24 protein-coding genes are annotated in these 26,256 nt (G+C 46.9%); 21 read left to right on the forward strand and 3 right to left on the reverse strand.

Annotated elements, in window-relative coordinates; all coding sequences use genetic code 11:
- Window positions 1–31: 31 nt before the first annotated feature.
- The 7 genes from CALK_RS02455 to CALK_RS02485 all read left to right on the forward strand — a co-directional run bounded on the left by CALK_RS02455 (window position 32) and on the right by CALK_RS02485 (window position 8,975).
- Window positions 32–2,143 carry a RelA/SpoT family protein gene (locus CALK_RS02455; RefSeq protein WP_162146690.1) on the forward strand — a complete coding sequence of 704 codons (2,112 nt, stop codon included), beginning with the start codon at window positions 32–34 and terminating at the stop codon, window positions 2,141–2,143.
- Window positions 2,144–2,301: 158 nt separating this feature from the next.
- Entirely contained in the window at window positions 2,302–2,574 is a 273-nt protein-coding gene (locus tag CALK_RS02460; RefSeq protein WP_022636062.1) for a co-chaperone GroES, read from the forward strand.
- Between the two features lie 36 nt (window positions 2,575–2,610).
- Window positions 2,611–4,257: a chaperonin GroEL gene (groL, locus tag CALK_RS02465; protein WP_022636063.1), complete on the forward strand. Its 1,647-nt coding sequence runs from the start codon at window positions 2,611–2,613 to the stop codon at window positions 4,255–4,257.
- A gap of 126 nt (window positions 4,258–4,383) precedes the next feature.
- The gene (grpE, locus tag CALK_RS02470) at window positions 4,384–4,992 is read left to right on the forward strand and encodes a nucleotide exchange factor GrpE (RefSeq protein WP_022636064.1); all 609 of its coding nucleotides are present in this window, start codon (window positions 4,384–4,386) and stop codon (window positions 4,990–4,992) included.
- A 23-nt stretch (window positions 4,993–5,015) separates the two neighbouring features.
- Window positions 5,016–6,956, forward strand: coding sequence for a molecular chaperone DnaK (dnaK, locus tag CALK_RS02475; protein WP_022636065.1), 1,941 nt, complete (start codon window positions 5,016–5,018; stop codon window positions 6,954–6,956).
- A 100-nt stretch (window positions 6,957–7,056) separates the two neighbouring features.
- Window positions 7,057–8,214, forward strand: coding sequence for a molecular chaperone DnaJ (gene dnaJ / locus CALK_RS02480; protein ID WP_022636066.1), 1,158 nt, complete (start codon window positions 7,057–7,059; stop codon window positions 8,212–8,214).
- Window positions 8,215–8,408: 194 nt separating this feature from the next.
- Window positions 8,409–8,975, forward strand: coding sequence for a hypothetical protein (locus CALK_RS02485; protein WP_022636067.1), 567 nt, complete (start codon window positions 8,409–8,411; stop codon window positions 8,973–8,975).
- 160 nt (window positions 8,976–9,135) lie between these two features.
- On the opposite strand, the gene CALK_RS02490 is transcribed toward CALK_RS02485, so the two are convergent.
- Window positions 9,136–9,843 carry an aminotransferase class III-fold pyridoxal phosphate-dependent enzyme gene (locus CALK_RS02490; protein WP_081697955.1) on the reverse strand — a complete coding sequence of 236 codons (708 nt, stop codon included), beginning with the start codon at window positions 9,841–9,843 and terminating at the stop codon, window positions 9,136–9,138.
- Between CALK_RS02490 and CALK_RS02495 the strand changes: the two genes are divergently transcribed.
- The 13 genes from CALK_RS02495 to tpx all read left to right on the forward strand — a co-directional run bounded on the left by CALK_RS02495 (window position 9,794) and on the right by tpx (window position 22,411).
- A complete protein-coding gene (locus CALK_RS02495; protein WP_022636069.1) occupies window positions 9,794–10,699 on the forward strand; it encodes a mechanosensitive ion channel family protein in 906 nt (301 codons plus the stop codon). The two genes, CALK_RS02490 and CALK_RS02495, sit on opposite strands and share 50 nt — an antisense overlap.
- A 153-nt stretch (window positions 10,700–10,852) precedes the next feature.
- The gene (locus CALK_RS02500) at window positions 10,853–11,734 is read left to right on the forward strand and encodes an RIO1 family regulatory kinase/ATPase domain-containing protein (protein WP_022636070.1); all 882 of its coding nucleotides are present in this window, start codon (window positions 10,853–10,855) and stop codon (window positions 11,732–11,734) included.
- Window positions 11,735–12,006: 272 nt separating this feature from the next.
- Entirely contained in the window at window positions 12,007–12,186 is a 180-nt protein-coding gene (locus CALK_RS02505) for a hypothetical protein (protein ID WP_022636071.1), read from the forward strand.
- A gap of 285 nt (window positions 12,187–12,471) precedes the next feature.
- The gene (locus CALK_RS12755) at window positions 12,472–12,663 is read left to right on the forward strand and encodes a hypothetical protein (RefSeq protein ID WP_022636072.1); all 192 of its coding nucleotides are present in this window, start codon (window positions 12,472–12,474) and stop codon (window positions 12,661–12,663) included.
- On the forward strand, window positions 12,614–13,057 hold the full coding sequence (locus CALK_RS02510; RefSeq protein WP_034636345.1) for a nucleotidyltransferase family protein: 444 nt from the start codon (window positions 12,614–12,616) through the stop codon (window positions 13,055–13,057). Before CALK_RS12755 ends, CALK_RS02510 begins: the two co-directional genes overlap by 50 nt.
- 136 nt (window positions 13,058–13,193) lie before the next feature.
- Complete coding sequence (locus CALK_RS02515; protein ID WP_022636074.1) at window positions 13,194–13,694, forward strand: GNAT family N-acetyltransferase; 501 nt, start codon at window positions 13,194–13,196, stop codon at window positions 13,692–13,694.
- A gap of 212 nt (window positions 13,695–13,906) precedes the next feature.
- The gene (locus CALK_RS02520; protein ID WP_022636075.1) at window positions 13,907–14,728 is read left to right on the forward strand and encodes a TIGR02147 family protein; all 822 of its coding nucleotides are present in this window, start codon (window positions 13,907–13,909) and stop codon (window positions 14,726–14,728) included.
- A 4-nt stretch (window positions 14,729–14,732) separates the two neighbouring features.
- Entirely contained in the window at window positions 14,733–15,875 is a 1,143-nt protein-coding gene (locus CALK_RS02525; RefSeq protein WP_022636076.1) for a hypothetical protein, read from the forward strand.
- A gap of 106 nt (window positions 15,876–15,981) precedes the next feature.
- A complete protein-coding gene (locus CALK_RS02530) occupies window positions 15,982–18,585 on the forward strand; it encodes a cellulase N-terminal Ig-like domain-containing protein (protein WP_022636077.1) in 2,604 nt (867 codons plus the stop codon).
- A gap of 182 nt (window positions 18,586–18,767) precedes the next feature.
- On the forward strand, window positions 18,768–19,925 hold the full coding sequence (locus tag CALK_RS02535) for a Re/Si-specific NAD(P)(+) transhydrogenase subunit alpha (protein ID WP_022636078.1): 1,158 nt from the start codon (window positions 18,768–18,770) through the stop codon (window positions 19,923–19,925).
- A 25-nt stretch (window positions 19,926–19,950) separates the two neighbouring features.
- Window positions 19,951–20,274 carry an NAD(P) transhydrogenase subunit alpha part 2 gene (locus CALK_RS02540; RefSeq protein WP_034636444.1) on the forward strand — a complete coding sequence of 108 codons (324 nt, stop codon included), beginning with the start codon at window positions 19,951–19,953 and terminating at the stop codon, window positions 20,272–20,274.
- Window positions 20,271–21,725, forward strand: coding sequence for an NAD(P)(+) transhydrogenase (Re/Si-specific) subunit beta (locus CALK_RS02545; protein ID WP_022636080.1), 1,455 nt, complete (start codon window positions 20,271–20,273; stop codon window positions 21,723–21,725). Before CALK_RS02540 ends, CALK_RS02545 begins: the two co-directional genes overlap by 4 nt.
- Before the next feature lie 185 nt (window positions 21,726–21,910).
- Entirely contained in the window at window positions 21,911–22,411 is a 501-nt protein-coding gene (gene tpx, locus CALK_RS02550) for a thiol peroxidase (RefSeq protein WP_022636081.1), read from the forward strand.
- A gap of 31 nt (window positions 22,412–22,442) precedes the next feature.
- Here the strand turns inward: tpx and CALK_RS02555 are convergent, their stop codons facing one another.
- The gene (locus CALK_RS02555; protein ID WP_022636082.1) at window positions 22,443–24,119 is read right to left on the reverse strand and encodes a hybrid sensor histidine kinase/response regulator; all 1,677 of its coding nucleotides are present in this window, start codon (window positions 24,117–24,119) and stop codon (window positions 22,443–22,445) included.
- Between the two features lie 2 nt (window positions 24,120–24,121).
- Window positions 24,122–25,282, reverse strand: coding sequence for an alcohol dehydrogenase-like regulatory protein ErcA (ercA, locus tag CALK_RS02560; RefSeq protein ID WP_022636083.1), 1,161 nt, complete (start codon window positions 25,280–25,282; stop codon window positions 24,122–24,124).
- Window positions 25,283–25,577: 295 nt separating this feature from the next.
- Here ercA and CALK_RS02565 point away from each other — a divergent pair.
- Window positions 25,578–26,256, forward strand: a 679-nt coding sequence (locus CALK_RS02565; protein WP_034636349.1) for a glycoside hydrolase family 5 protein, incomplete at its 3' end; no start/stop codon positions are given.

Here is a 26,256-nt window from a genome sequence, read left to right on the forward strand (position 1 = left end):
ACCTTTTTTTGAAATAGGAGTGATGCTGGATATGGAAAGATCTTTCTTAGAGTCTCTTTTCCCTCCACAACGGCGTGTAAGAGTGGAGTCATATCTTCAAGATATCCTGTCAGATGTACAATGGACAGAGGTGGTTGAGGTACATCAGGAGCTTGCCACTATTTTGTCTCGTTCGATTCCCGCTGATGACGTCTCTCGAGAGGCTGCATTTTGGGTAAGCCTCTTTCCACACAGCAGTTCTCAAACAATTCCGCATGATCTCTGTCCGTCTCCCGTGCGTGAGATTGTCATGGGAGCACAGCGCATTCTCCGTCTGGAGGCGGGCTCCATGGAGTATCAGCTGGAGAGTTTTATCCGTCTTATCTTAAATATTTCCGATGATCCACGCACAATTCTCGTTGTGTTGGCAGAGCAGTTGCGTTTGATGCGTATTTTTTCCCGTCTTTCTTCGGAAAAACAACACCATGTTCTGTTATGGGTCCATACTGTTTTTACGCCCATAGCACACCGACTTGGTCTCTATACGGTGAAAACAGAGCTTGAAGAGCGGTGGCTCAAATACTCAGATTATGAAACCTATCGTTCTATCGCAGATAAGCTAGAGGCGAAGAAGGACGAACGGGAAGCCTTTATTCGACGGTTTATTGCTCCCATTCGTCGTATCATGAAGAAGAATAATATTTCTTGCGAAATAAAGGGGCGGTCAAAATCTATCTACTCTATCTGGAAGAAGATGCAGAAGCAGAATGTGGATGTAGATGGGATTTATGATAAGTTTGCCATTCGAATTATCATCACAGACCAGCCGCGGGAAAAAGAAAAAGAGATGTGCTGGAAAGTCTATTCTCTGGTTACGGAAAAATATCGTCCCTTTCCCAAACGTCTTCGGGATTGGATATCCTATCCCAAGTCCAGCGGGTATGAGTCGCTTCATATCACGGTGGTTACCGAAGAGGATCACTGGGTTGAGGTGCAAATTCGTACCGATCGCATGGATTATATCGCAGAGAACGGCCATGCAGCCCACTGGCGGTACAAGGAAGGGGGAGCGCGTACGGGGGATTCTGACCAGATCTATCTTGCGCAAATGCGTTCAGCCCTAGAGCATCCCGATGCGTTGGAACATGCAGCCCATGGACTTAAGGATGCTTTTTATTCGCGGGATCTCTATGTATTTACTCCGGCTGATGAATTGGTTCGTTTGCGTGCTCGGGCTACGGTGCTCGATTTTGCCTTTGCCATTCACTCAGATTTAGGGTTCCGTTGTACGGGGGCAAGGGTTAATGGGGTATATGTATCAATTCGCGAAGAACTCAAAACAGGGGATGTGGTAGAGGTTCTTACCTCAAAAAAACAGCATCCCACGCAAGAGTGGTTGGAGTTTGTGCAGTCTCCCTCTGCACTGTCGCGTATTAAGCGATATCTTCGCGAACAGGAGCATCGTCATGCTGAAGAGGGGCGGGAGATAATTCGCCGAAAATTTAAAGCCTTGGCGGTACCCCTTACGGATGCAACCTTACGAAAGCTCTGTGATGCTTATAATTGTGAAGATACGGTGGAGCTGTATGATCGTGTTGGGGAGAAGAAAATAGATCTGCTTTCTCTCAAAAAATCTTTTTTCGCTCATGATAAGGACTCCGGTGCTGGAGTAGCTGCTCCCAAGGAAAGCCGCTTCCACGGTCGACAAGATAATTCTCTTGTTATAGACAATGCGCTTGATCAGGTTCAGTTTACCCTTTCCAAATGCTGTAACCCGGTTCGCGGAGATGAGGTTTTCGGGTTTATAACGGTTAATAAGGGGGTAACCATCCACCGCATGGATTGTCCCAATGCGGCGGGATTGTTTAAAAATGCACCGCATCGAATTGTCTCTGCGCGGTGGAAAGAGGAGGATACGGCCCGTTTCCTCAAGGAGCTTGTGCTCTACTGCTCTGGGGAAAATGAGTGGGTCATATCTCAGGTGACAAAGCGGATAAAATTGACTCCTCAAGTGCGTCTTATCAAAATTCATATGAATGACTCCCTCACTCCGGGGGTAAGTACGGTGGAACTATCTCTGGAAGTTCCTCACGCAGATACCTTTACACAGATTGTTGAAGAATTTCGCCGTATGGCCGGTATTGGTTCTGTATACCTTCCCTAACTGTTCTGTTTTGAAACACATGCTTTTTTAAGAGCCACTACTGTTTCACTCTGCATCCTTTTCAGAGATATATGAGGCAAATAGTAGTTTGGCACGATCATTGCTTTCATTTGGCACAGTACGAGTGTTACCTTAACCTTTATACATAGGAGTTATGTATGGCAATCAAACCTCTCGGTGACAGAGTTCTTGTCAAATCACTTGATTCAGAAGAGAAAACTGCCGGTGGGATTTATATCCCTGACAGTGCAAAGGAAAAGCCTCAGGAAGGGGAAGTTATCGCCGTTGGCGGAGGAACAAAGGATGTTGAAATGACTGTTTCTCCTGGTGATAAGGTTCTTCACAGCAAGTATGCAGGGACTGAAATCAAGCATGGCGGTGAAGAGTACATGATCATGAAGGTTGATGATATTTTAGCAGTAGTTGAGTAAGAAACACAAGAGATTATACAAAAGGAGAAGTAGCGAATGGCAAAGCAAATAGCATTTGATATGGACGCACGTGATAGACTCATGGCTGGTGTGGATAAACTGGCAAACGCCGTTAAGGTGACCCTTGGGCCAAAGGGAAGAAACGTGGTTCTCGATCGCGGTTTCGGTGCACCCACAGTAACAAAAGACGGCGTGTCTGTTGCTAAGGAAATCGAACTGGAAGATAAATATGAGAACATGGGTGCAGAACTCGTAAAAGAGGTTGCCTCAAACACCTCTGATGGTGTCGGAGACGGTACTACAACGGCCACTGTGTTGGCACAGGCTATTGCTCGTCATGGGCTTAAATATGTAACAGCCGGTGCAAACCCCATGGATCTTAAGCGGGGTATTGATAAGGCACGGGAAGCCCTAGTGACAGAGCTGAAAAGCATGGCAAAACCCGTGAAAGGGAAAGAAGAGGTTGCTCAAGTTGGTACTATCTCTGCAAACAATGATAAAGAGATTGGTGAGCTTCTCGCTGATGCCATGGATAAGGTTGGAAATGATGGTGTGATTACTGTTGAAGAAGCCAAGTCTATTGAAACGTACTTAGACGTGGTAGAAGGTATGCAGTTTGATCGTGGCTATCTTTCTCCCTATTTTGTTACTGATCAAGATACCATGGAAGTAGTTCAAGAGAATCCCTACATTCTTATTACCGATAAAAAAGTAAGCGCCATGAAAGACCTTCTTCCTCTTCTTGAGAAGACTGCGCAACAGGGCAAAGAGCTTCTTATTATTGCAGAAGATGTTGATGGAGAAGCCTTGGCAACATTGGTGGTAAATAAGATTCGCGGAACATTGAAAATTGCTGCTGTGAAGGCTCCTGGTTTTGGTGATCGTCGTAAGGCCATGCTTGAAGACATTGCGGTACTTACCGGTGGAACCGTGATTACGGAAGATGCAGGGCTAACCCTTGAAAATGCAACCATTGACATGCTCGGAAGCGCAAAGCGTGTTCGTATTACCAAGGATGAAACCACAGTAATTGAAGGAAGTGGTGATCAAGGGAAGATTCAGGCTCGTGCTGATCAAATTAAGAAGCAGATTGAAGACACCTCTTCAGACTACGACCGTGAGAAGTTGCAAGAGCGTCTTGCAAAACTCGCCGGTGGTGTTGCTGTCGTAAATATCGGTGCTGCCACTGAAACAGAAATGAAAGAGAAGAAGGCACGCGTTGAAGATGCTCTTCACTCTACCCGTGCTGCGGTACAAGAGGGGATTGTTCCCGGTGGTGGTGTTGCCTTGGTACGTGCGGCAAAGGTGCTTGATTCTCTTGAAGTAGAAAATGATGATCAGAAAAGCGCCGTTGAGATTGTTCGCCGCGCCATTGAAGAGCCCCTTCGGTTTATCGCCTCCAATGCAGGTGAAGACGCTTCAGTGGTACTGAATAATGTGAAACATGAGAGCGGAGCCTATGGGTTCAACGCATTCTCTGGTGTGTACGAAGACCTTGTGCAAGCTGGTGTTGTTGATCCTGTGAAGGTAACACGGACAGCCATAGAGAATGCAGCGTCTATTTCTGGACTTATTCTTACTACGGAGTGTTTGGTTACGGATTTACCAAAAGATGACGATGCACCCGCAGCTCCTGCCCCTGGTGGTATGGGTGGTATGGGTGGCATGGGCGGCATGATGTAGTCTGTGTTCTGAATAGTAGGAGAGACAGGTGTGGCCTGTCTCTCTTCACACGATCCTCTTGTGGGTCGTATGATGAGAGACACGGTTTTGTAGAATAGAAACATATGGAGTAAGCAAGGAACCCCTATGAAACAGGAAGATATGGTGCAGGATAATCAAGAGAAGCAGGAAGAACATGTCCCTGAGGAAGAAGTTCAAGAGTCGTGTGATACAGCACAGGATGCTGAAGAGGTGAATGAATCAACCTCAGATCAGGGAGAACATGATGAAACTTCTTCGGAAGCGGAGGCTCTAAAAGAAGAGTTAGAAGCTCAGCGCGGTAAGTATATGCGTCTCATGGCAGAGTTTGAAAACTTTAAACGTCGTACCGCTCAAGAGTATGAAAAACGGATTAAGACAGCAAACGAAAAGCTCATGGCTGATATTATTGATATTCGTGAAGACCTAGACAGAGCCTTGAAGACTGAAACAGAATCACAGGAGTCGGAGTCTTTCTACGATGGTATCGCCATGATTTATAAACGGTTTACCCAGCAGTTGGAGGCGCACGGGCTACAGGCGTTTGGCGCTGTGGGTGATCCCTTTGATCCAGCGGTACATGATGCCATGATGAAGCAGAACAACGATGAAATACCTGAAGGCCATGTCGTACAGGTTTTTAGTCAGGGATACAAGTTAAATGATGTTATTATCCGTCACGCTAAGGTAATAGTCTCCGACGGTGCTGCTGAGTAAGAAATTTAAAATTGGAGGAAAATATGGGTAAAATTATTGGTATTGACTTAGGAACAACGAACTCATGCGTCGCCGTTATGGAGGGGGGAAAACCCGTGGTTATTCCCAATGCAGAGGGCGCTCGCACTACACCCTCAGTGGTTGGGTTCTCAAAGGATGGTGAACGACTGGTTGGTGATATTGCACGGCGACAAGCGGTGACAAATCCTACAAACACTATTAGCTCTATCAAGCGATTCATGGGCCGACGTCATAGTGAAGTTGCTTCTGAAGAGAAGACCGTGCCGTATGAAATTACCGGTGGTTCATCGGAGTTGGTAAAGGTAAATGCGGCAGGAAAAGAGCTCACCCCGCCCGAAATATCTGCCATGGTACTGCAAAATTTGAAAAAAGCAGCTGAAGATTACCTGGGTGAAGAGGTGACTGAAGCTGTGATTACCGTTCCGGCGTACTTTAATGATGGGCAGCGGCAAGCTACAAAAGATGCAGGAAAGATTGCCGGACTTGAAGTAAAACGGATTGTAAATGAGCCCACTGCAGCTGCTCTTGCCTACGGTCTTGATAGCAAAAAGAATGAGACCATTGCAGTATATGACCTTGGTGGTGGTACCTATGATATTTCCATCTTGGAGATTGGCGATGGTGTTTTTGAAGTAAAATCAACCAGTGGTGATACCCATCTCGGTGGTGATGATTTTGACAAAGCTCTCATTGACTACATTGCGGATGAGTTCAAACGGGAAAACGGTATTGATCTGCGTGATGATAGCATGGCCTTACAGCGGCTGAAAGATGCGGCGGAAAAAGCGAAGAAAGATCTCTCATCCACCACGACAACTAATGTAAATCTTCCCTTTGTTACGGCTGATCAATCTGGGCCAAAGCACTTGGACATTACCGTAAGTCGTGCAAAATTTGAATCTCTCATCGAGGATTTGGTGAATCGGACCATTGAGCCCATGCGTCAAGCCCTTGCCGATGATGATCTCGATGCTTCTGATATTGATGAGGTAATCCTTGTGGGCGGTTCTACTCGTGTGCCCATGGTACAGCAAAAGGTAAGTGAATTCTTTGGAAAAGAGCCGGCAAAGTCTATTAATCCTGATGAAGTAGTCGCTCTCGGTGCGGCAATTCAAGGGGCTGTTCTTGCCGGTGATGACAGTGTAAATGATGTTCTTCTTCTTGATGTGACTCCACTCTCTCTTGGTATTGAAACCATGGGTGGGGTAATGACAAAGTTGATTGAGCGAAACAGTACTGTTCCCGTAAAGAAAAGTCAGATCTTCTCAACTGCGGCTGATAATCAGCCAGCCGTGACAATTATGGTATATCAGGGTGAACGTGAAATGGCAAAGCATAATCGCCTTTTGGGGAAATTTGATTTAACTGATATTCCTCCTGCACCGCGTGGTGTACCGCAGATTGAAGTAACCTTTGATATTGACAATAACGGTATCCTCAATGTTTCTGCCAAGGATAAAGGCACTGGAAAAGAGCATAATATTAAGATTGATAATGCCAGTGGTCTTTCTGAGGAAGAAGTTGAAAAGATGAAGAAAGATGCGGAAGCAAATGCAGAAGCTGATAAGCGTGAAAAAGAAAAGGTTGAAACCAAAAATACGGCAGAGCAGTTAATTTACCAGACGGAGAAAGCATTAAAAGATGCGGGTGATGCCCTTGTTGATGATGCGAAGAAGCCTGTGGAAGAAGCCCTTGAAGATCTGAAAAAGAAAAATGAAGGTGATGATATTGCAGCCATTAAGGAAGCAACTGAAGCACTGACGCAGTCTGCCCAGGCGATTTACCAAGCAGCTGCCCAGCAGCAGGAAGCAGGGGCAAACGCTGGTGCTGATGATGCGCAGACCACCACCTCCGGTGAAGCTGCCGGATCGAGTGATGCTGGAGCGGAAGCAGAGGATGCAGACTACGAAGTGGTCGATGATGATGAAGACGAGAATAAATAAAAGACCGTTCTTTTTCATTTAATAATGAGGGCATTCGTGCCCTCATTTTATTTTAAGAGAGCTGTTTTTCAAACGCCTATTTTCGAGCTGAGGTTAATGCATGAGTAAACGTGATCTATATGAAGTTCTTGGGGTATCAAAGGATGCGTCCGAAGGAGATATAAAAAAAGCATACCGAAAACTTGCAGTGAAGTATCACCCGGATAAGAATCCCGGTGATGAAGAAGCTGCGGAGAAGTTCCGGGAAGCGACAGAAGCATATGAAATATTAAAGGATTCTGATAAACGAGCGAAGTATGACCAATTTGGTCATGCCGCCTTTGATGCGAACGGCGGTGGCTTCGGTGGTGGCGGTTTCGGTGGCTTCGGTGGCGGTGGTATGGATCTTAACGACGCCTTGCGCGCCTTCATGGGTGATTTCGGTGGAGACTCTTTTTTCGGTGATATCTTTGGCAGTGGTCGTCGAAGACGAGGTGCTGCAGCGCAAAATCGAGGAAAGGATCTCCAAATATCTCTTCCCCTAACGCTTCAGGAAATTCACGATGGATGTAAAAAGACCATAAAAGTAAAACGTCAGGTTTCCTGTGACAGCTGTAACGGTACGGGGTCTCGTAGCGGAAAAAAGATGACCTGTACTACCTGTGGTGGAAGTGGTCGGGTGCGTCGGGTGCAAAACTCTATCTTTGGGCAAGTGGTACAGGAAGCAGCGTGTTCTGCCTGTTCCGGTACGGGACAAACCGTGAGTGACCCTTGTTCCTCCTGTAGTGGAAGTGGTCGCGTGTTGCAAGAAACCAAAGAGACCATTTCAATACCTGCCGGTGTTTCCGAAGGGAATTATCTTACCGTAACAGGTAAGGGTAATGCGGGGTTAAATGGTGGTGGATATGGTGATCTTCTTGTGGTAATCAAGGAAAAGGAGCATTCCATATTTGAACGTCATGGCATAGATCTTATTACCAGTATGGATATTACCTTTTCTGAAGCAGCCTTGGGCACTGAGAAGATTATTCACACCCTTGCGGGAAAACTGAAACTCAAGGTGTCTCCGGGAACACAATCAGGAAAGATTTTGAAAGTTTCCGCCAAGGGGCTTCCTGTCCTCAATCAGACTGGGCGAAAAGGAGATCTTTTGGTTCGTATTGTTGTCATGACCCCAAGGAAGCTCTCACGAGAAGAAAAAGAGCTGTTTAAGCAATTAAGTGAATTAGAAGAAAAACCAAAAAACATTTTCGAAAAAGTGAAAGATGCGTTTTCATAGTACGCGCATACTTCAGTTGTAAAAGGGAAGCTTATCATGGCTTCTCTTTTTTTGAGAGATTTTGTTCTGTCACTTCCGATATAGAGTTGTATTTCTAATACAGAGAGCTTTGGCGTTACATTTCTTGCCCAGTTTCATGATATCATTGATAAAAAACATATATTGTGAGATTACGGTAGTGCATGGAGGTTTGTATGAAAAAAAGCATGTTTTGTATATTTTGTATTTGGGTTTCCCTTTGGGGGACGCCTCGTACGTGGGGGGGGCGTGCTGGTGGCGGAGTGCGCTATGATGATATGCGAATGTGTGTTGCCACTGACTCTGGAGTGGCGGGTGGCCCCATGGCTGATATTGCAGTAACAGCCGGGTATGAAATATCCGGGGATAAGCTTCTTCGTTTGTCTGTGCCCCTTATGCGTCCCCTCTTATTTGGACTCCGTTTTGATATGGTTCAGTTTGAGCCGGATATTACTCTTGAATATTATCGAAATGTAGATGAATCATTGAAGAGGTATTTTGGCCCTGGAGCAGGGGTCAGTCTTCATTACGGACCAGATTACTCTTCTGGGACAGGGGACGATCGTGGTGATGACTTCTGGGCGGTGGGACCATATTTCTCTTTTGTAAAAGGGGTGAAATTTATAGACTCTAACTCATCTCTCGGACTGCGCGGTGCTTACACGCCCCTTGTTCCTCTGGATTCAGATCGCTCTGTAGGCACGGTTCTCTCTATTGCAATTGAGTATGGTAGAACCTTCTGATACGTTGAATTTGAACCAGTTTTTTCTGGTCATATTGGTTGGTTTATTCCTTAAGTAGTGTATCCAGACGAAAGGCAGGAGCTTTCGTACCGCTGTTTTGTATAAAATTTTAGCTTACCTGGTAAATACAGGGGGGCTTATTTGAACCTGTGAGGTCCACTCACAGGTTCCATGAAAATTCGTCTACACACTGTATCAGGGTTTCCATATCAGCGTCGGTATGTGCTGTGCTGATAAAGGCTGTTTCGAAGGGAGATGGGGGGAGAAAGACTCCTCGTGAGCGGCAGTGATTCCAGAAGCGGGAGAAGGATTCCCTGTCTTGTTTTCGGGCCTGTGCGGCATTTTCCACAGTATGGGTACAGTGAAACAGGGTAAAGGCACTGCCGCAGCGGGAGACATAGGCCGGTGCCTTTTTTTGCATTTCACACACAGCGGCAGCTGTTTTTGTTTCCAGCTCGTCGTAGATATGTCTGTGGGAGTCTAGCCATGATAACACGGCAGTTCCGGCAGCCACGGCAAGGGGATTGCCCGAAAGGGTTCCCGCTTGGTATACGGAGCCCTGTGGGGCCAGATATTCCATAATATCCGCCCGCCCTCCAAAGGCGGCAGCGGGAAGGCCGCCGCCCATGATTTTGCCGAGGCAGGTAAGATCCGGCTTCAGGGAAAAAAGCTCCTGTGCTCCCCCCGGAGCCACGCGAAACCCGGAAATTACTTCATCAAAAATAAGGAGTGCTCCCGCATTCTCCGTTTCCCTCCGCTGAGAAACAATGTATCTTAGAATATAATTGGGAAAAGAATAGGAGCAGTAGGATAGTGTTATGGATATTTCTGCAGTATTAGAGGATGTTTTCGGGGGATTTATCAGTATCTGGACCCTTGAGCTCTACAGCAGCGGTGGGGTGACGATCAGAATGCATCAGTTTATTATTGCTGCGGCGGTGCTTATCTTGGGGCTGTATATCAGCAAAAAAATCAGTGTCCATGCGGTGGAACAACTCATGAAAACAGAGGTGATGACGCCCTCTGTTGGTGCCACGCTCAGGCGGTTTCTGGGCTGGTCTCTAAATCTCTTCTTTTTTCTCTTTGCTCTCTCCATAGCGGGAATTCCCCTTACATTTTTTACTGTTATTGGGGGTGGTCTTGCCATCGGTATTGGTTTTGGTGCGCAAAACACCATAAACAATATCATCTCCGGTATTATTCTTCTCTTTGAAAAACCAATCCGCACAGGAGATATTTTGGAGTTGAACGGTGGCATGGAGGGGCGGGTTGTACAGATTGGCCGCCGTGTTGTTCGGGTGCGACGTGTGGATGGGGTTGATATGATTGTCCCTACGTCATTTTTTCTTGATCAGATTGTTATTAACTGGACCATCTATGACAATGCTGTTCGAAGCAGTCTTTCCGTTGGGGTTGCCTATGGTTCAGACGTGCTTTTGGTACGGCGGTACCTGGAACAGATTCTTCGTGACAACGACAAGGTTCTCATGTCTCCCTCTGCGGAAGTACTCTTTACCGATTTTGGTGACAACTCCCTGGATTTTACCCTCATGTTCTGGACAAAGGTGCGTAGACCCATCGACCGACGCCGGGTTGAATCTGATCTTCGCTTTGCAATCTGTACCCTCTTTCAAAAGGAGGGCATAACTATCGCCTTTCCACAGCGGGATATTCACTTTGATACCCCCCTGGAAGTACGGCTCAACCGAAGTAAAGCCACATAGCCGCCGTATTACGAAAAAAAAGAGTGTTGTACGGGGTATCTTTTGAATTCCTTTTTTTTGCATGGATGAGCTCTTTGTAAGAAAGAACATATAGGGGCAATACTCCTCCATTACTTCATATATTTTATAGTATCTAAATATTCGGGGAGGCCTGTGAGAATTCCGGCAAAACTCAAACCACTACTTGAAGAAGGCTATATCAGCAACGTTGTGCAAAATCTTAAAAGCGGCAAGGAAGCCGATGTGTTTTTAGTAGAATCGCGGGGAGGCCTGTGCTGTGCAAAGGTGTACAAGGATCATACCGCACGAAGTTTCCGCAGTCATGCCTCCTATGAAGACGGGCGAAAAACGGGAAACAGCCGCCGTGACCGTGCCATGCGGAAAAAAAGTCGCTATGGTCGTGCGGTGCATGAACAGGAGTGGCATCAGGCGGAGGTAAACGCCCTTTCCCGCCTCCATGCCCTGGGAATATCTGTGCCGGAGGCTCACTTTTTTTTGGACGGGGTTCTTGTCATGGAGGCCGTCTTAAATAAAGAGGAAAATGTCGCCTTGCCCCTGATACGGGAAGAATTTACCCCACAGGAGGCCGCCCTTTTTCACGTCCGTCTTATTCGGGAGTGTGCTGCCATGCTGTGTGAGGGGATTATCCACGGAGACCTTTCCCCCTATAATATTCTGCGCGGAGCAGAGGGACCGGTGATTATCGATCTGCCCCAATGGGTTGATGCGGCTCAGCATACGCGGGCGCGGGAATTTTTTCTTCGGGATGTGCACAATGTCACCAGTTTCTTCAGCACCTTTCATCCCCCCCTTTCCTCCTGCAGATACGGGGAAGAGATGTGGGAGCTCTACACCCGCGGGGAGTTGTCCCCCCGTTCACCCCTTACGGGAGAGTGGAAGGATGATCGTACGGATATAGAGATGGGAGACACCCTCTTTCTTATTCGCCATGCCGAAGCAGAAGAGATGGAGCGTCGGGAACGTCTGGCCGCCCGGCTTGAAGGGCGGGAAGATGCGGGGGAGTATAGAAATTAGTTTCGGTATGTTGTTATTTGTGGGGGAATCATATCTTGTGTGGTAAGCATTGAGGTAAGGGTATTGGCAGGATATATTGATTTTTGTCGGATTGATCGAAGAGGCCTGTTATGTAAAGGAGCAAAGTCTGGACTCATGGTATTCATGTAACGTCGTCTGCTAAAATATTCGCCATGTACCGTATTTAATTCATTTATATTGGGTATATGGTGTTCCCGTTATATCTTATATCGTCCTTTTTAAAAAGAGATAGTTAACGCCAGGAAGCGGTTATGAACTTTACAAATATGACTCAATTTGACAGAGTGAAGAAAGCTTTTTCAAAGAGGTCTCTGGATTGGGGAAAGGTTTCTGTGGAGACAAATGATAATGCAGAAGTGCGGGAATTTCTTATGGGGTTACAGGAAGCATATAACCTTACCAGGAACAACAGCACCGGCAACTTCTCTTAATTGAACGTATTCAAGATTTTAATGTGCAGCAATATAGCCGAAGATCAAAACATCTCTATTCCTTTCATATTCCACGCTGATTCAGGAGATCCATTGCCCCATTTTCATAAATAAATGTATACGGGAGTTGGGGGATTGTATAGGTTTCCTATTTTGTCTACAGAGGAATGACCATACTTTCTGAACGCCTGCATAGATCGGAAAAAATAGACATGTAAAGTTCCATCTTTATCTCTTTTCGGGCTGATTGTATTATATCTTAAGATGATATATAAAGGAGGGATTTTGAAGCTGAATCGATCTGCCGTATCTCTTCGCAGAAGAGGAGAGAAATGTAAAGCAGAGAGTGTCCGTATAAGTAAAGAAGAGGCACTTCTCTATGTGTGGGATTTAACTCAGGAAGTATATTCATTAACCGGAGATTTTGATGCTGAATCACGATTACAAAGAGATGTTGTCTCTGTTACTCGAAAATAATGTCGATTTTCTTTTGGTTGGTGCCTATGCCCTTGCTGTACACGGTTTTCCCCGTGCAACCGGTGATATTGATATTTTTGTAAAACCAGATTCTGAAAATGCTCAACGAGTATTAAAAACCCTGGACGAGTTTGGTGCTCCACGTGATGGCCTTTCTGCTTCCGATTTTGAAACCCCCGGCATCGTTTTTCAGATAGGTGTTGCTCCCCGCAGAATAGATATTATCACTGAAATTGATGGACTTACATTTGAAGACGCGTCCAAAGGAAAAGATATTGTGGAGATTCAGGAATTGAAAATACCCGTGATTTCAAAGTTAAACCTTATTCGTAATAAAAGAGCAACAGGTCCGGATAAAGATAAAATTGATGCGGAAAACCTGGAGGGCAACTAACCGACTTGAGGGAATGCCCTTTTATGGAGGAGGTTGGTCTTTCGGTTTCATGAAAACTGTTGTACCATACGGGGATGTTTTGAATGGGAGACTCTGATTTCAGAAATCAAGAAACACGCATATGGGGGAGGTTAAAATGAGACAACCAATTATCACGGCAGAACATGTAATTCTACGGGAGTTTATCCCTGAAGATGCCAGGGAGGTTCAGGAGCTGGCTGGAAATTATACCGTTGCCAGATACACCCTGAATGTACCACACCCCTACGAAGATGGCATGGCTGAAAGCTGGATTTCCACTCACGCTGAAGGCTGGGAGCATAAAAAAGAGATAACATACGCTATTATTTTGAAAGATACAGGTTCGCTTATTGGTGCAATAAGCCTTATGAATATTACGGGAACAGAAGCAGAACTGGTATATTGGATTGGTGAACCCTATTGGGGAAATGGGTATTGTACTGAAGCTGCGGTGAAATTGATTGAGATGGCCTCTTCACAGTGGGGTATCGAGGATTTTTGGGCAATTCATCTTCAGAAAAACCCTGCCTCAGGGGCAGTAATGAAAAAAAATGGTATGCATAAGAGAGACACCCGTACTATTCCTGACCGTGATGGGAGTAATTGCCCTTGCTGACAGATATACCCTGTCCCTATCACCTGAAAGGGGCGTTGTGCCATAATCACATGGTGTTTTGTCACACATAATTGTCATACCCAAGGAGTCTTTGTCCGCATATTTTTTTGCTGATTCCGTAGACCAGTTGTTCCACAGAAATAGATTTAAAGGAGTATTTCCCCCTTGTTCCGGTGGTAAAATAATCGTATACTCATAATAAAGGATGTGCTGTGAATTCAGTTTTTACCTATACCGATTACCGTGATTTTCTCCGGGACCATTTTGAGAAGGCCAAGAAAGAGCATTCCCATTATTCTCTGCGCTATGTATCACAGAAGACAGGGGTTGATCCCAGTTTTTATGCAAAAATACTCAAGCGGGAAAAACACCTCGGTGACGACTCAGTGGAGGCGGTAAAGAGTATCCTCAATTTTACTCACTCCAATGAGGCGGAGTATTTTACCACCCTGGTTCATTTTACCAAAACAAAGAACAAGAAAGTGCGTGAACGCCTCCTTGATCACTTGCTCATGTTGAGAGAAAGTACTGCCCATCCCATTGATGATTTCTATTATTTTTCAAAGTGGTATATTATTCCCGTGCGGGAAATGCTGGCCGTGTACAATATCAGAAAAGAAGATGTTACACATCTTGGTAGCCGTTTCCTTCACCCCCTTTCAGAAGAAGAGGTTCGTGAGGCTGTGCATATCCTTGAAAATTTATCCATGATTGGCCCCGACAGCTCGGGGTATCTCAAACCCCGCAGGGACTTTGTTTCCACGGGGGATCAATGGCAGTCCCTCGGAGTGCGCGCCTTTCAGAAAAAAATGATGGCCCTGGGGTCAGAGGCCCTGGAGAGTACTCCCCGGGAGGAACGGGATATTTCAACCCTTACGGTAAGCATAGACACAGAGGCTTTGCCAAGAATAAAAAAGCGACTTTCCCGGGCGCGCAAGGATATTATGCATGTTGTGGGTGAGTGTGAAAATCCCGATCGGGTGTACCAGATTAATATGCAGGTGTTTCCCCTCACGAAGGGAGAGGATTCGTGATGCCATGGATACTGCTTTTTTTACTGCCCTGTTTGTATGTGCGGGGTGCAGTCTGGATGTTGCCGGTGGTACCGGTACGGAAACCACAAACGGGGTGGTGGTTGTGGCTGCTGACGGCGAAACACCGGTGCCCGGAGCAGTGGTTCACGAGGTGATACGCGCCGATTGGTACTCAGCTTTTTCCACGGAAGAATCTCCTATACACCGTGAGTATATTACCGATGAGGCAGGGATGTTTTATTACGATACCACCATACCTCCAGCCACCTATACAATTTTTGCCGATGAAGGGGGATACCGTACCAATAATTTTATTCCAGATACGGTGATACTTTCGTCGTATGTGTCCTGTACTCTCTTTGTTGATCCGGGAAGCAGGCTGGGTATTGCGGGGACTGCCCTTTATCAGGAAAGTAAGGGCATGGTGGTCTTTGGCACCCTTCCGCCGGGGGGATACACCTTTGTTGTTGCACCGAGAGGAGGGGATCCGGTCTTTGCAGATTTTTCTATTCTCTCCCTAGATACCTCTTTTGCAGCATCTCCATCTTACTCGGGACTTCTCTTTGAAGATTTTACCGGTGGGTTTTTGCAAAATCCCCTCGGTGAGGTAACACAGGGAGTTTTTTGGTATAGTTTCAGTGACAGCCTGAATAAATCCTATACTGCATCTGGCTGGCGGGTAGATTCCCTGTCGCCGGTGCGAGGAAATTCCCGGGTGGATGCACAGATCAGTGATGGAATCCTTCATACAGAGGTGTTTCTCGGCACAGAAGCAGAGGGGGCCTACGGAGGTGTCGGGGCGGCCCTTTTTTCAGAGGCGGGACGTGGATTTACCCTTACTCACATGGATACACTGGTGGTGCGTGCTCGTGGCGGTGGCCGTATGCGTATCTCCTTTCATTCGGAAGATATGAAAGGAAAATTTTTCCACCCCCTTGAACTTACTGCGGATTGGGAAGAGCGCCACCTTGCTTTGAGTGATTTTTCCTTCAGCAATGACGCTGATGCCGGGAAAAGCTGGGATGAGATCTCACGGAATATCGGGTATGTGGAGATGTTTTTTCTTGAAGAGGACCAACCCGCAGATTCTGCGTATTTTTTTGAGATTGACACCATCTTTTTTTCAGGGGTAGCTCTTCCGTTGTAGACCAGCTGTTCCACACTATCTTTCTCAGGATTTGTTCTATTCGGGCCGAAGGTTTTGTCTTTGTGTATCTTACGTCTGTAACGTTAATTGCAAAACCGGAGGTCCTATGAAGTTAGTGCTTATATGTTGTCTCTTTTTATTTTCAGTGGTGCAGGCTGCGCGCCTGGCATCGGTCACAGCACTTGATGAACAGATTATTATGGTCCACTTTGAGGATGGTGTGGTGGAGCGCCCTGATGATCCTGAGCAGGACCCCTACCCCTATGAAGGACATAAGCACCATGTTGACGGTAGTCAGGCCGTATATTTTGGCGACCCCCTCAACACTGAGGCGGCTCAAAACAGTGCCAACTGGCAGATATCCTCTGAGGATCATAGTGTCTACAGCAGTGAACGTGCTCCCGTTGAGATTCATCGAAAGAGTAAACTCAACGGTATGAGTATGGCCGGCTGGGATGGTAGTAATAACGATTGGGCCTATGATCATACCATGGAACACTGGCTTTACCTGCGCCTTCCCGAACCAATGGAGCAGGGAAAAACCTATACCATTTCGGTCGGGTCATCGCTCAACAGCGATCAAAGCAGCGTGAGTTTCACCTACGATATTTTTTCTGTCGTTTCAGAGGCCATTCATGTGAATTTGGTGGGCTACAAAGCATCTCCCTCTATCAAAGCGGCAGATCTGTACCACTGGATGGGTGATGGCGGTGGACGTGATTATTCCGATTTTGAAGGAAATACGGTGTATATCTATGATGTAGAGGCTGAATCCTATACCGAGGTGGGAACGGTGGACTTCTGGATGAGCAATCAGAGTGAGGGACATCATTACAATTTTATCGAATCCGATGTGTGGAATATTGATTTTACGGGATTTGAGACCCCAGGTCGATATCGCCTTGCCGTGGAAGGGATTGGGGCAAGCCAGAAGTTTACTATTCACGATAACATCTACTATGAACCCCTTCGCGTAAATACTTTGGGACATTTTTATATGCGTGTGGGTCAGGACAGCCCCGATATTGATCCCCGTCCGCGTCTTCCCCTCATGATACCGGAGGTCGATAATGCACGGGTATACGTTACCACCCTTCATCCCTACCATCCAAATTGGGATGAGGTGGGGGGTGATCGCTGGGATCAGCCCGGTACATGGTCGGACTATACCACGGGGGAGGAAAATCCCTATGGCTGGGGCGGTTGGTCCGATGCCTATGATTGGGACAGGCACGGTGAGCATGTACTCTCCATATGGGATATTCTCCTCCCCTATATACTCACAGAGGGAGCCCTATCCGATGATGATTTTGGACTTGCTGAAAGTGGAAACGGCATTCCCGATGTACTCGATGAAGCCCGCTTTGAGGTGGATTTCTTTTTGCGTATCCGTACCGCCGAGGGAGAATACAGCCATGGCCTTACCAATCCCTACGGTAATGATGATCTGCGCCTGTATCAGGCGGGAGGAACAGCCCTTTCGGCATGGTATAATGCGGTAAATGCGGCTATGATGGCCGAGGCGTTCCGTATTTCCGGCAATGATGAGCTTATGGAGGAGTACCGCGATTCTGCCATTGTCGCTTATAATTTTGCCCAGGATTTTTACGATAATCAGCGCCTTGATGACCGCTTTGCCATCATGGAGGGGCGGGATATGAAAATGACTGCTGCGGCCTTTCTATATAATATAACGGGGGATACCTTCTGGGAAGATGAGATGATCAGTGAAAACAGAATTACCTCTCCCACATCGCCCGTACAGCGTCATCAACAAGGGGATTTCAGTCAGCTCTATGCAATAGTGGCCTATGCAACAACTCCCCGGACGGTACACTACCCTGAGGTGCAGGAAAATATGCGGCAGGCCATAATCAACGAAGCAATGGAGCGGGAAGCCACACAACGAAATAACAGACCATCACGTCGCTCCTATGATGATTGGACGGGGTATTGGAAAAACGCAAGTGATGTTCAAAGGACAATCGTTGCGCATGCCCTTTCCACAGACCCAGTGCAGAAGGAGGAGCTTTTTGATGCTCTCATTCTGGAGGCAGACTGGGGCCTGGGCAGAAATCCCTCAAATTTTATTACCATGACCACCGCCTCCACCCCTCTGGAATCCATCCGCAGTGTTGAGGCTGCCTATACATCGGGATATAATGATGGTACACCGGGACTGCATCCGGGCCATACGCCCTATCACAATATGGACGATTGGGCTCCCGGCATGATAATGGGACGTCCAAGCTGGCTGGCAGAGCAGGGATACCCAGCGCAGGATGACTGGCCTGACGGTGAGCTTTGGTTTAACACAGATTATGTTTGGTCCCATTCTGAGTTTACCCTCCGCCAGACTATGCGGGGCAAACAGGCCCTCTATGGATATCTCTACGGAATAAGTAAAAACGATAACGGAACACCCATTGTTGGGGGTGGTAACCCGGAGAACTCTGCCCGCTCGAAGGGAAGCGGGTATCGGATTGTTGTCAATAATCGTGAAATACGCCTTGTTTCGCCTGCCAATGACGCTCAGGATGCATCTTTGCACATTATTGATCCCCGGGGGCGGATTGTGAAATCTGCACGCGGGGAGAGCCAAAACGGCAGTTTTGTCCTTTCCTCGAGAGGGGAGCTTTCCCGTGGTATGTATATTCTTCGCGGTCAGATGGGTGATGTTACCATTCAGCGGCGAATGGTAGTACAATAACGTATTGCTCACCAGGGAAGAGATGTAAAGCCGGCCTTTCGGGCCGGTTTTTTTGTGGAGGGTATATTAGAACATAAACTATACTTTAATTATATACTTTGTATTGACAGGGGAGACAAAAGGAGGTATTTTATTCTCAGAAATATGAATGTATTCACAAAAGAAAGTGCAAAGGAACTGTTATGAATATACTTGTCCTACAGGAAAAACATGCTGAGGAGCGACGTGTTGCCGTGGTTCCCGATCATGTTCCGGCTCTGGTGAAGGGGGGCAATTCTGTCCTTGTAGAGTCGGGGGCCGGTGCATTGTCCGGCTATGAAGACCGTGCGTATAGGGAAAAGGGCGCTCAAATCATTACGGATCGTCGGGGGGCGCTGAAAGAGGCCGATGTCCTTGTGGCAGTACGCCTTGGTGCTGCCGATGAATCGGATGGGGTGGATGTGAATCTCCTGAAAGAGGGCGCCGTGGTTATTGCCATGATGGATCCCTGGAAAAAACATCCTGCCTTTGATGCCATGAAGGCACGTAAAATCAGTGCCTTTGCCCTGGAATTAATTCCCCGTACCACACGTGCGCAGAGCATGGATGTTCTTTCTTCCATGGCCAATCTGGCGGGATATAAGGGGGTGCTCTTTGCGGCAGAGCTCTTGCCGAAGCTCTTTCCCATGATGATGACTGCCGCCGGAACCATTACCCCGGCAAAGGTATTTGTCCTTGGTGCCGGGGTGGCGGGGCTGCAGGCCATTGCCACGGCAAAACGTCTTGGTGCGGTGGTTTCAGCCTATGATGTCCGCCCTGCGGTACAGGAGCAGGTGGAAAGTCTCGGTGCGGAATTTATCGCCTTTGATGTGGGCAGTGCAGAAGGCACGGGAGGGTATGCGGCAGAGCTGACGTCGGAGCAGAAGCAAAAACAGCAGGAGCTCATGATTGACTATGTGGGCGGCGTGGATATTGTCATTACCACGGCGGCTGTGCCGGGAAAGCCAAGCCCGAAGCTTATTAGTGAAGAGATGGTTAAAAAGATGGCTCCGGGATCGGTTATTGTGGATCTTGCCAGTGAGCGGGGAGGAAACTGCGAAGTTACCACTCCGGGAGAAAAAAAGGTGGTCCACGGTGTTACCGTGTATGGTCCGGTGAATGTTCCCTCCACCGTGGCCCATACGGCAAGTCAGCTCTATTCCAAAAACTGCACCTCCTTTTTGAATCTCCTGCGTACTGAGGAGGGAGAACTGCACATTACCCCCGAAGATGATATTGTCGCAGGGTGTATGATCTGCCACAGGGGAGAGCCAGGGAATGAAGGTGCTACAGAGGCACTGGGATTTAAAGAAACATCGTGAGGAGATATCTATGGATGTATCAGCAATAAGTCAGTTTATTACAATACTCACCGTGTTTGTTTTGGCGGTGTTTGTCGGTTTTGAAATTATTACGAAGGTGCCCAGTTTGCTTCACACTCCGCTTATGTCGGGTTCAAATGCCATATCGGGTATCTCCGTTGTGGGGGCGGTTTTGGCCGTGGTTCTTTCCTCACAGATTACGGAAAATGAAGAGGTGCGCCTTGTTGCCCTGAGTTTCGCCTCCCTTGCCCTGTTCTTTGCTGCGGTGAATGTGGCCGGAGGTTTTGTGGTGACCCATCGTATGTTGCAGAAATTTAAACCGCGAAGCAAAGGGGAGGGACAAAAATGACTACTCAGGAACTATTCAGAATTATCGTGGATGGGGGATACCTTCTTGCGGTTATCCTCTTTATTGTTGGATTAAAGGGATTAACGTCCCCCAAAAGTGCCGTGCGGGGCAATATTATCGGTGCCCTTGGTATGTTGACGGCCTTACTCTGTGCCGGTGTTGACGCCTTTGTGCAGCTTCAGCCTGCGGATACCTCCGCGGTGGGAGCTCCCACCATTACCCTGTGGCTGGGGGGGACCCTTGTCGTGGGTCTTGCGGCGGGAGCCATTTTGGCGGTAAAAATTGATTTTAAAGAGATGCCGCAATTGGTGGGCCTTCTCAATGGATTCGGCGGTATTGCTTCAGTTCTTGTTGCGGCGGCGACGCTTTTGATTGTAACCACCATGGGAGAAAACGAGACAGTGGTCAGTGCCCTTGCCACGGCTTTGACGGGAATTATCGGTGGAGTTACCTTTACGGGCAGCCTCATTGCGTCGGGAAAGCTGAAGGGGGTCGTGAGTGATAAGCCCCTGCGTTATGGGGGGGAACAGGTGGTAAAAAGTGTGGTGGTGATTGCCCTGCTTTCCCTTGCCCTCTTTTTTGTTCTCGATATTTCAGGAGTAGAGAGGAATTTCCTTTTTTGGATATTGGTGGGTGGTTCTGCCGTGCTTGGTCTGCTTCTCACCCTGCCCATCGGGGGTGCGGATATGCCCATTGTTATTGCCCTTCTCAATAGTTATTCCGGACTGGCTGCCGCGGCGACGGGGTTTGTCCTTATGCCGCCCAATACGGTCCTCATTGTTGGAGGCTCTTTGGTGGGGGCCAGCGGGATTATCCTTACGAAATTGATGTGTAAGGCCATGAATCGTTCCCTTGCAAACGTTCTTTTCGGCGGTATGGGTGCAGTAGTGGAGGCGGCCAATGAAGATGAGGTCTACGAGGGAAAAATAAAACAGACTGCCGCCGATGAAGTGGCATCTCTCCTCAAAATCGCACGGCGCGTGGTGGTTGTTCCGGGATATGGCATGGCCGTGGGACGTGCCGTAACACCGGTGCGACAGCTCTATGAAGCCCTGGAGACAGAGGGGTGCACCGTGGAGTTTGGCATCCACCCCGTTGCAGGGCGTATGCCGGGGCATATGAATGTCCTCTTGGCAGAGGAGAGTATTCCCTACGACAAACTGGTGGAAATGGATAGGATTAACGGTTCATTCTCCAATACTGATGTGGTCCTGGTAATCGGAGCAAATGACGTCGTCAATCCCGTGGCACGGGAGAGTGGAACCCCCATTTCCGGTATGCCCATTTTGGATGTGGATCAGGCCGCCACGGTGATTGTGGTGAAACGCTCCCTTTCTCCGGGGTTTGCCGGCATTCCCAACCCCCTCTTTGCGGCGGATAATACCCTGATGTTTTTCTCCGATGCAAAGGCGGCCATGGAAGAGGTGTTGCAGGCGTATAAAGAGGTGTAAGCATTCCTCTTTGATGTAATGCAGGGACTGCTGTTTCTACGCACGGTCCCTGTTTTTTTGCACAAAAAAAGTTTACTTATTTAGTCAACAATCTCCCCATCTCTTTTTGCGAAGTATATCTTTATGTAAGATGCCTCCTGTGGAGACATCCTTTTTCACAAATACATATAAAGGAGATACCTATTATGGCTACAGTAACTTTTAAAGGAAAACCACTACATACTATTGGAAATCTTCCCGCAGTGGGAACAAAGGCTCCCGATTTTACCCTGGTGAAATCAGACCTATCAGAACTGCATCTTTCGGAATATGCCGGAAAAAAGGTGGTGCTCAATATATTCCCCAGTATTGATACGTCTGTGTGTGCAGCGTCGGTACGGGCATTTAATGCAGCTGCGGCTTCCCTTGAAAACACGGTTGTTCTCTGTGTTTCCGCAGATCTTCCCTTTGCTGCCGCCCGGTTTTGCGGTGCCGAGGGTATAGAAAATGTGGAAACCGGATCAACCTTTCGTTCCACCTTCGGCACAGACTATAATGTAGCCTTTGCTGAAGGACAGGTCTTCTCGGGGCTTCTTTCCCGGGCGGTAATCATCCTGAACGAAGCAGGAGAGGTGATATATACAGAACAGGTACATGAGATAGGAGAAGAGCCCGATTATGAGGCGGCTCTTAAGGCTCTTGAGTAGAAAATCGGGGCTTCCAAAGGAGCGTTTTAGCTTATTGGAAGTCCGTATCTTTTTGCTGGTTTTGCGAAATCGTAATTTCTCGTTGCAGTATTTCTGCAAGTTCTGATGTACGAAATGGCTTGTAAATAAATCCATTCACACCATTTTGGTGCAGTCGTTCTATCTCGTCTTCATGTGCAAAGCCGGAGGCAATAATAATGGGGGTTTTTTGCGATATTTTTCGTAGCGCATAAAAGGTTTCTTCTCCTCCCATTCGGGGCATCATCATGTCCAAAATTACCAAATCAATTGTGTTTTTCTGTCTATGAAAGAGGCTAAGCCCCTCTTCGCCGCTGGCGGCACTATATACGGTGTATCCGAGATTTTTTAAGAGAGATGCTGTGGTAATTCGTACAACTTCCTCATCATCTATGAGTAGTATGGTTCCTTTACGGTCGTACTGTAGATCAGGAACAGAAGCTGTCTTTGTTTCGTTTTGCTCTCTCGAGATGGGAAGGTAGATATGAAAGGCTGTTCCTGTACCAACCTCTGAATTGAGAGTTATTGCACCATGATGCTTTTGGACAACGTCATATACTGAAGCAAGGCCAAGCCCTGTTCCTTTTCCCGGATCTTTGGTGGTGAAAAATGGTTCAAAAATCCGTTCCTGCACAGTAGCAGGTATTCCGCATCCCGTATCTGCAAAGATAATGTGTATAAAAAGTCCTGGGGTAAGAGCAAAGGGAGATTCTCGACAATATCTTTCATCAAGGGTTTCATTTTTAAGTGTTATAGAGATTGTTCCCCCGTGAGGCATTGCATGGGAGGCATTTATCCCAAGATTCATAAATATATTCTGTAATGCTGTGTTATTACTTTTGATAGTAGTGTATTGTGCCACGTTGGTAAAACGAATTGATATGCTCTTGTGGACTGTATGTTGCAGTAGTACCTTGGTATCTTCCAGTATTTTTGCGCAGTTGATACTTCTTTGCTCATTTTGCCCTTTTCGAGAAAAGGAGAGGAGTCGTTTCGTCAGTGAGCCGGCTCGTTCAGCTGCTTTGATAATCAGGGAAACAAAACTTTGTGCCTCTGCTGAGGTAATATTTTCTAATTTCAACAGCTCAGCAGCTCCAATTATACCGGCAAGTTCATTATTAAAATCATGGGCAATACCACTGGCAAGCTGTCCTACAGCCTCCATCTTTTGTGAGTGGTAGCGTTGTTGTTCCTGCTTTTTTTGTTGTGTTATATCGCGAACCACGGCGAGCACGACCTCTTCTTCATACCAGAAAAAGGGACGCAAGGTCATCTCTGCATCAAAATATGCATCCCTCTTTGGTTGATATCCACGGCATTCAAAGCGTGCGGCGATTGCGTGTGGTACATTTTGTATTCTTTCGAGAAGAGAAGGGGGGTCATTTTCCTTTGCAGATACATATGAAAAAATTGGTTCATCTCGATATGTATCACGGTCTACTGCAAACATAGAAAACATGGCTTGGTTTGCTCGCAGTAACGTTCCATCATACCGAAGAATAATAATTGCATCACCCACAGTATTGAAGAGTTCTGTGAGGTTTTTCTCTGAGTTGCGAATTTCTTCTTTTGCTTGTTCCAGCTCCGCAATTTTTTTCTTAAGTTCAGGATAGTAACTCTTCCGATTTGATCGCTCACCAAATCCGATTATTCCCTGACGCATGGTATTCCAGTTATGACGTGACGCCATGCTTACAGAGCCTCCCGATAGAGTGTTTCAAGATCTCCCCGTGTGGGGGGACGAGGGTTGGTGGCATTACACGGATCAAGCATGGCCTTTTCTGCTAAACGTGGTATATCATCGAGGGTTACTCCACGTGCAGAAAGCCCACCCTTGATACCGCAGGCCACTTGAAGAGATTCTATAGAAGAAATTATTTTTTTTCGTGATTCTTCTTGGGAAAGACCCTCAAGGGAAAGCCCCATGGCGTCACCAATGCGGATACACTTTTCTGGTACCGTGGCAAAATTATAAGAAATGACATGGGGGACAAGAATTGCGTTGCACTCACCGTGAGGAAGATCAAGAAATCCACCAAGGCTGTGTGCCATGGCATGCACGCTGCCTAAGCTCGCATTGGAAAAGGCTAACCCTGCTTGAAAACTTGCAAGCATTACCGTATACTGGTGGGCAGTTTGTGCAACATCATTCACAAAATGAGCAAGGCTACTCGTAATGAGTTGTATTGCGTGGAGAGCATGAACATCTGTGATTGGAGAGCTCGCATTAGATACATAGGCTTCAATGGCATGTACGAGAGCATCGATTCCCGTGCATGCGGCCAAATATGGTGGCATGGTTTGTAAGGTGGTTGGGTCAATAAGGGCAACATCAGGAACAACGGTCTTGCTGATAATGGCTATTTTTACGTTTTCTGAAATATCATTAATAATGGCAAATTGGGATACATCTGCGGAGGTACCCCCCGTTGTGGGAATACAAATAAGTGGCGGCATTGGAATGGGCACCTGGTCTACTCCGGCATACTCGATAATAGACCCTCCATTTGAAACGATAATGCCAATTCCTTTTGCACAATCCAAGACTGAACCCCCTCCTACTGCAACAATGAGATCACAGTGATGATCTGTATATACGTGCGCTCCGGCCATCACTTCCATATCTCGAGGGTTGGCAGATATGCTATCAAAAAGAACAACTTCCATGCCAGCTTGTTCCAAAAGGTCTTGTATTTCTTGGCACCACCCCGCGTTACACACTCCTGGATCGCTTACTAAAAGGGTGCGTGTTCCGCCGTAGTTGAGGGCGTATTGGGTCACTAAGAGCCGAGAGTTCTTCCCAAAGATACACTCGGGGGCTACAAATTTTCGTAATTCCTGTTGTATCGACATGATAAATCCCGGGTATTTATGGAACCAGTAAAACCACAGAAAGAGTTTTTTATCTGCAGCATATACACTATCATAGTATCATATAGTATCCATTATTCTCAGAAAAAAACAATGATTTTTATCGGTTTTAAGAAATAGGTTCTGCATTGGTGAACCCGGATGCTTAGTACATTCTCTTCCTTGTTTTAGGCATGTGGCGTATTGTCTTGAAGGTTGACCCCTGGTATCTTATACTATACATAAACGATGCCACTGGGGCTTGCTGTTTAATTACATAACAAATAAGGAGATTTCCATGGTATTGGTGGGTGTATCGCTCTGTATATTGTTTTTCTCTGTACAATCAGCGGAACTCTCCTTTCTCAGCACAGAGGGGCAAAAAATTGTCAATCAGGAGGGGGATGAGGTGGCTCTTCAGGGGGTTGCCTTTGGTAATGAGGTCTGGACTGATGAGATTATTACCCGCACACATCACGACGAACGGGATTTTGCACGGGTAAAGCGCATGGGTATGAATGCCGTGCGTTTTTACCTTCACTATGAGACCTTCATAGAATCACGCTCTCCCCTTGTTTTCCGCGAAGAAGGGTGGGAGTGGCTGGAGGATAACATCAGATGGGCTGAAGATAATTCCGTATATCTGATTCTCAATATGCATGTTCCCCCCGGAGGGTTTCAATCAAATAATGAAGGTGCAAAGCTCTGGACAGATCCAGACAATCAATATCTTCTGACTGCCCTATGGTATGAAATAGCCAGACGATATACAGACGAACCGGTGATAGCAGGATTTGATCTGCTCAATGAACCGGTAGTAACAGACAGTATCGGTCAGTGGAAAAATCTTTCCCGGCGCTTGATTGATACCATACGGAGTGTCAACAGCAACCACATTGTAATTGTTGAAAATGTACTTGCAGTAGGAGATGATTATACAAAAAATGAGGTCATGAATTTTTTTGAAGTGAAAGATG

The organism is Chitinivibrio alkaliphilus ACht1 (assembly GCF_000474745.1).
Classification (GTDB): domain Bacteria; phylum Fibrobacterota; class Chitinivibrionia; order Chitinivibrionales; family Chitinivibrionaceae; genus Chitinivibrio; species Chitinivibrio alkaliphilus.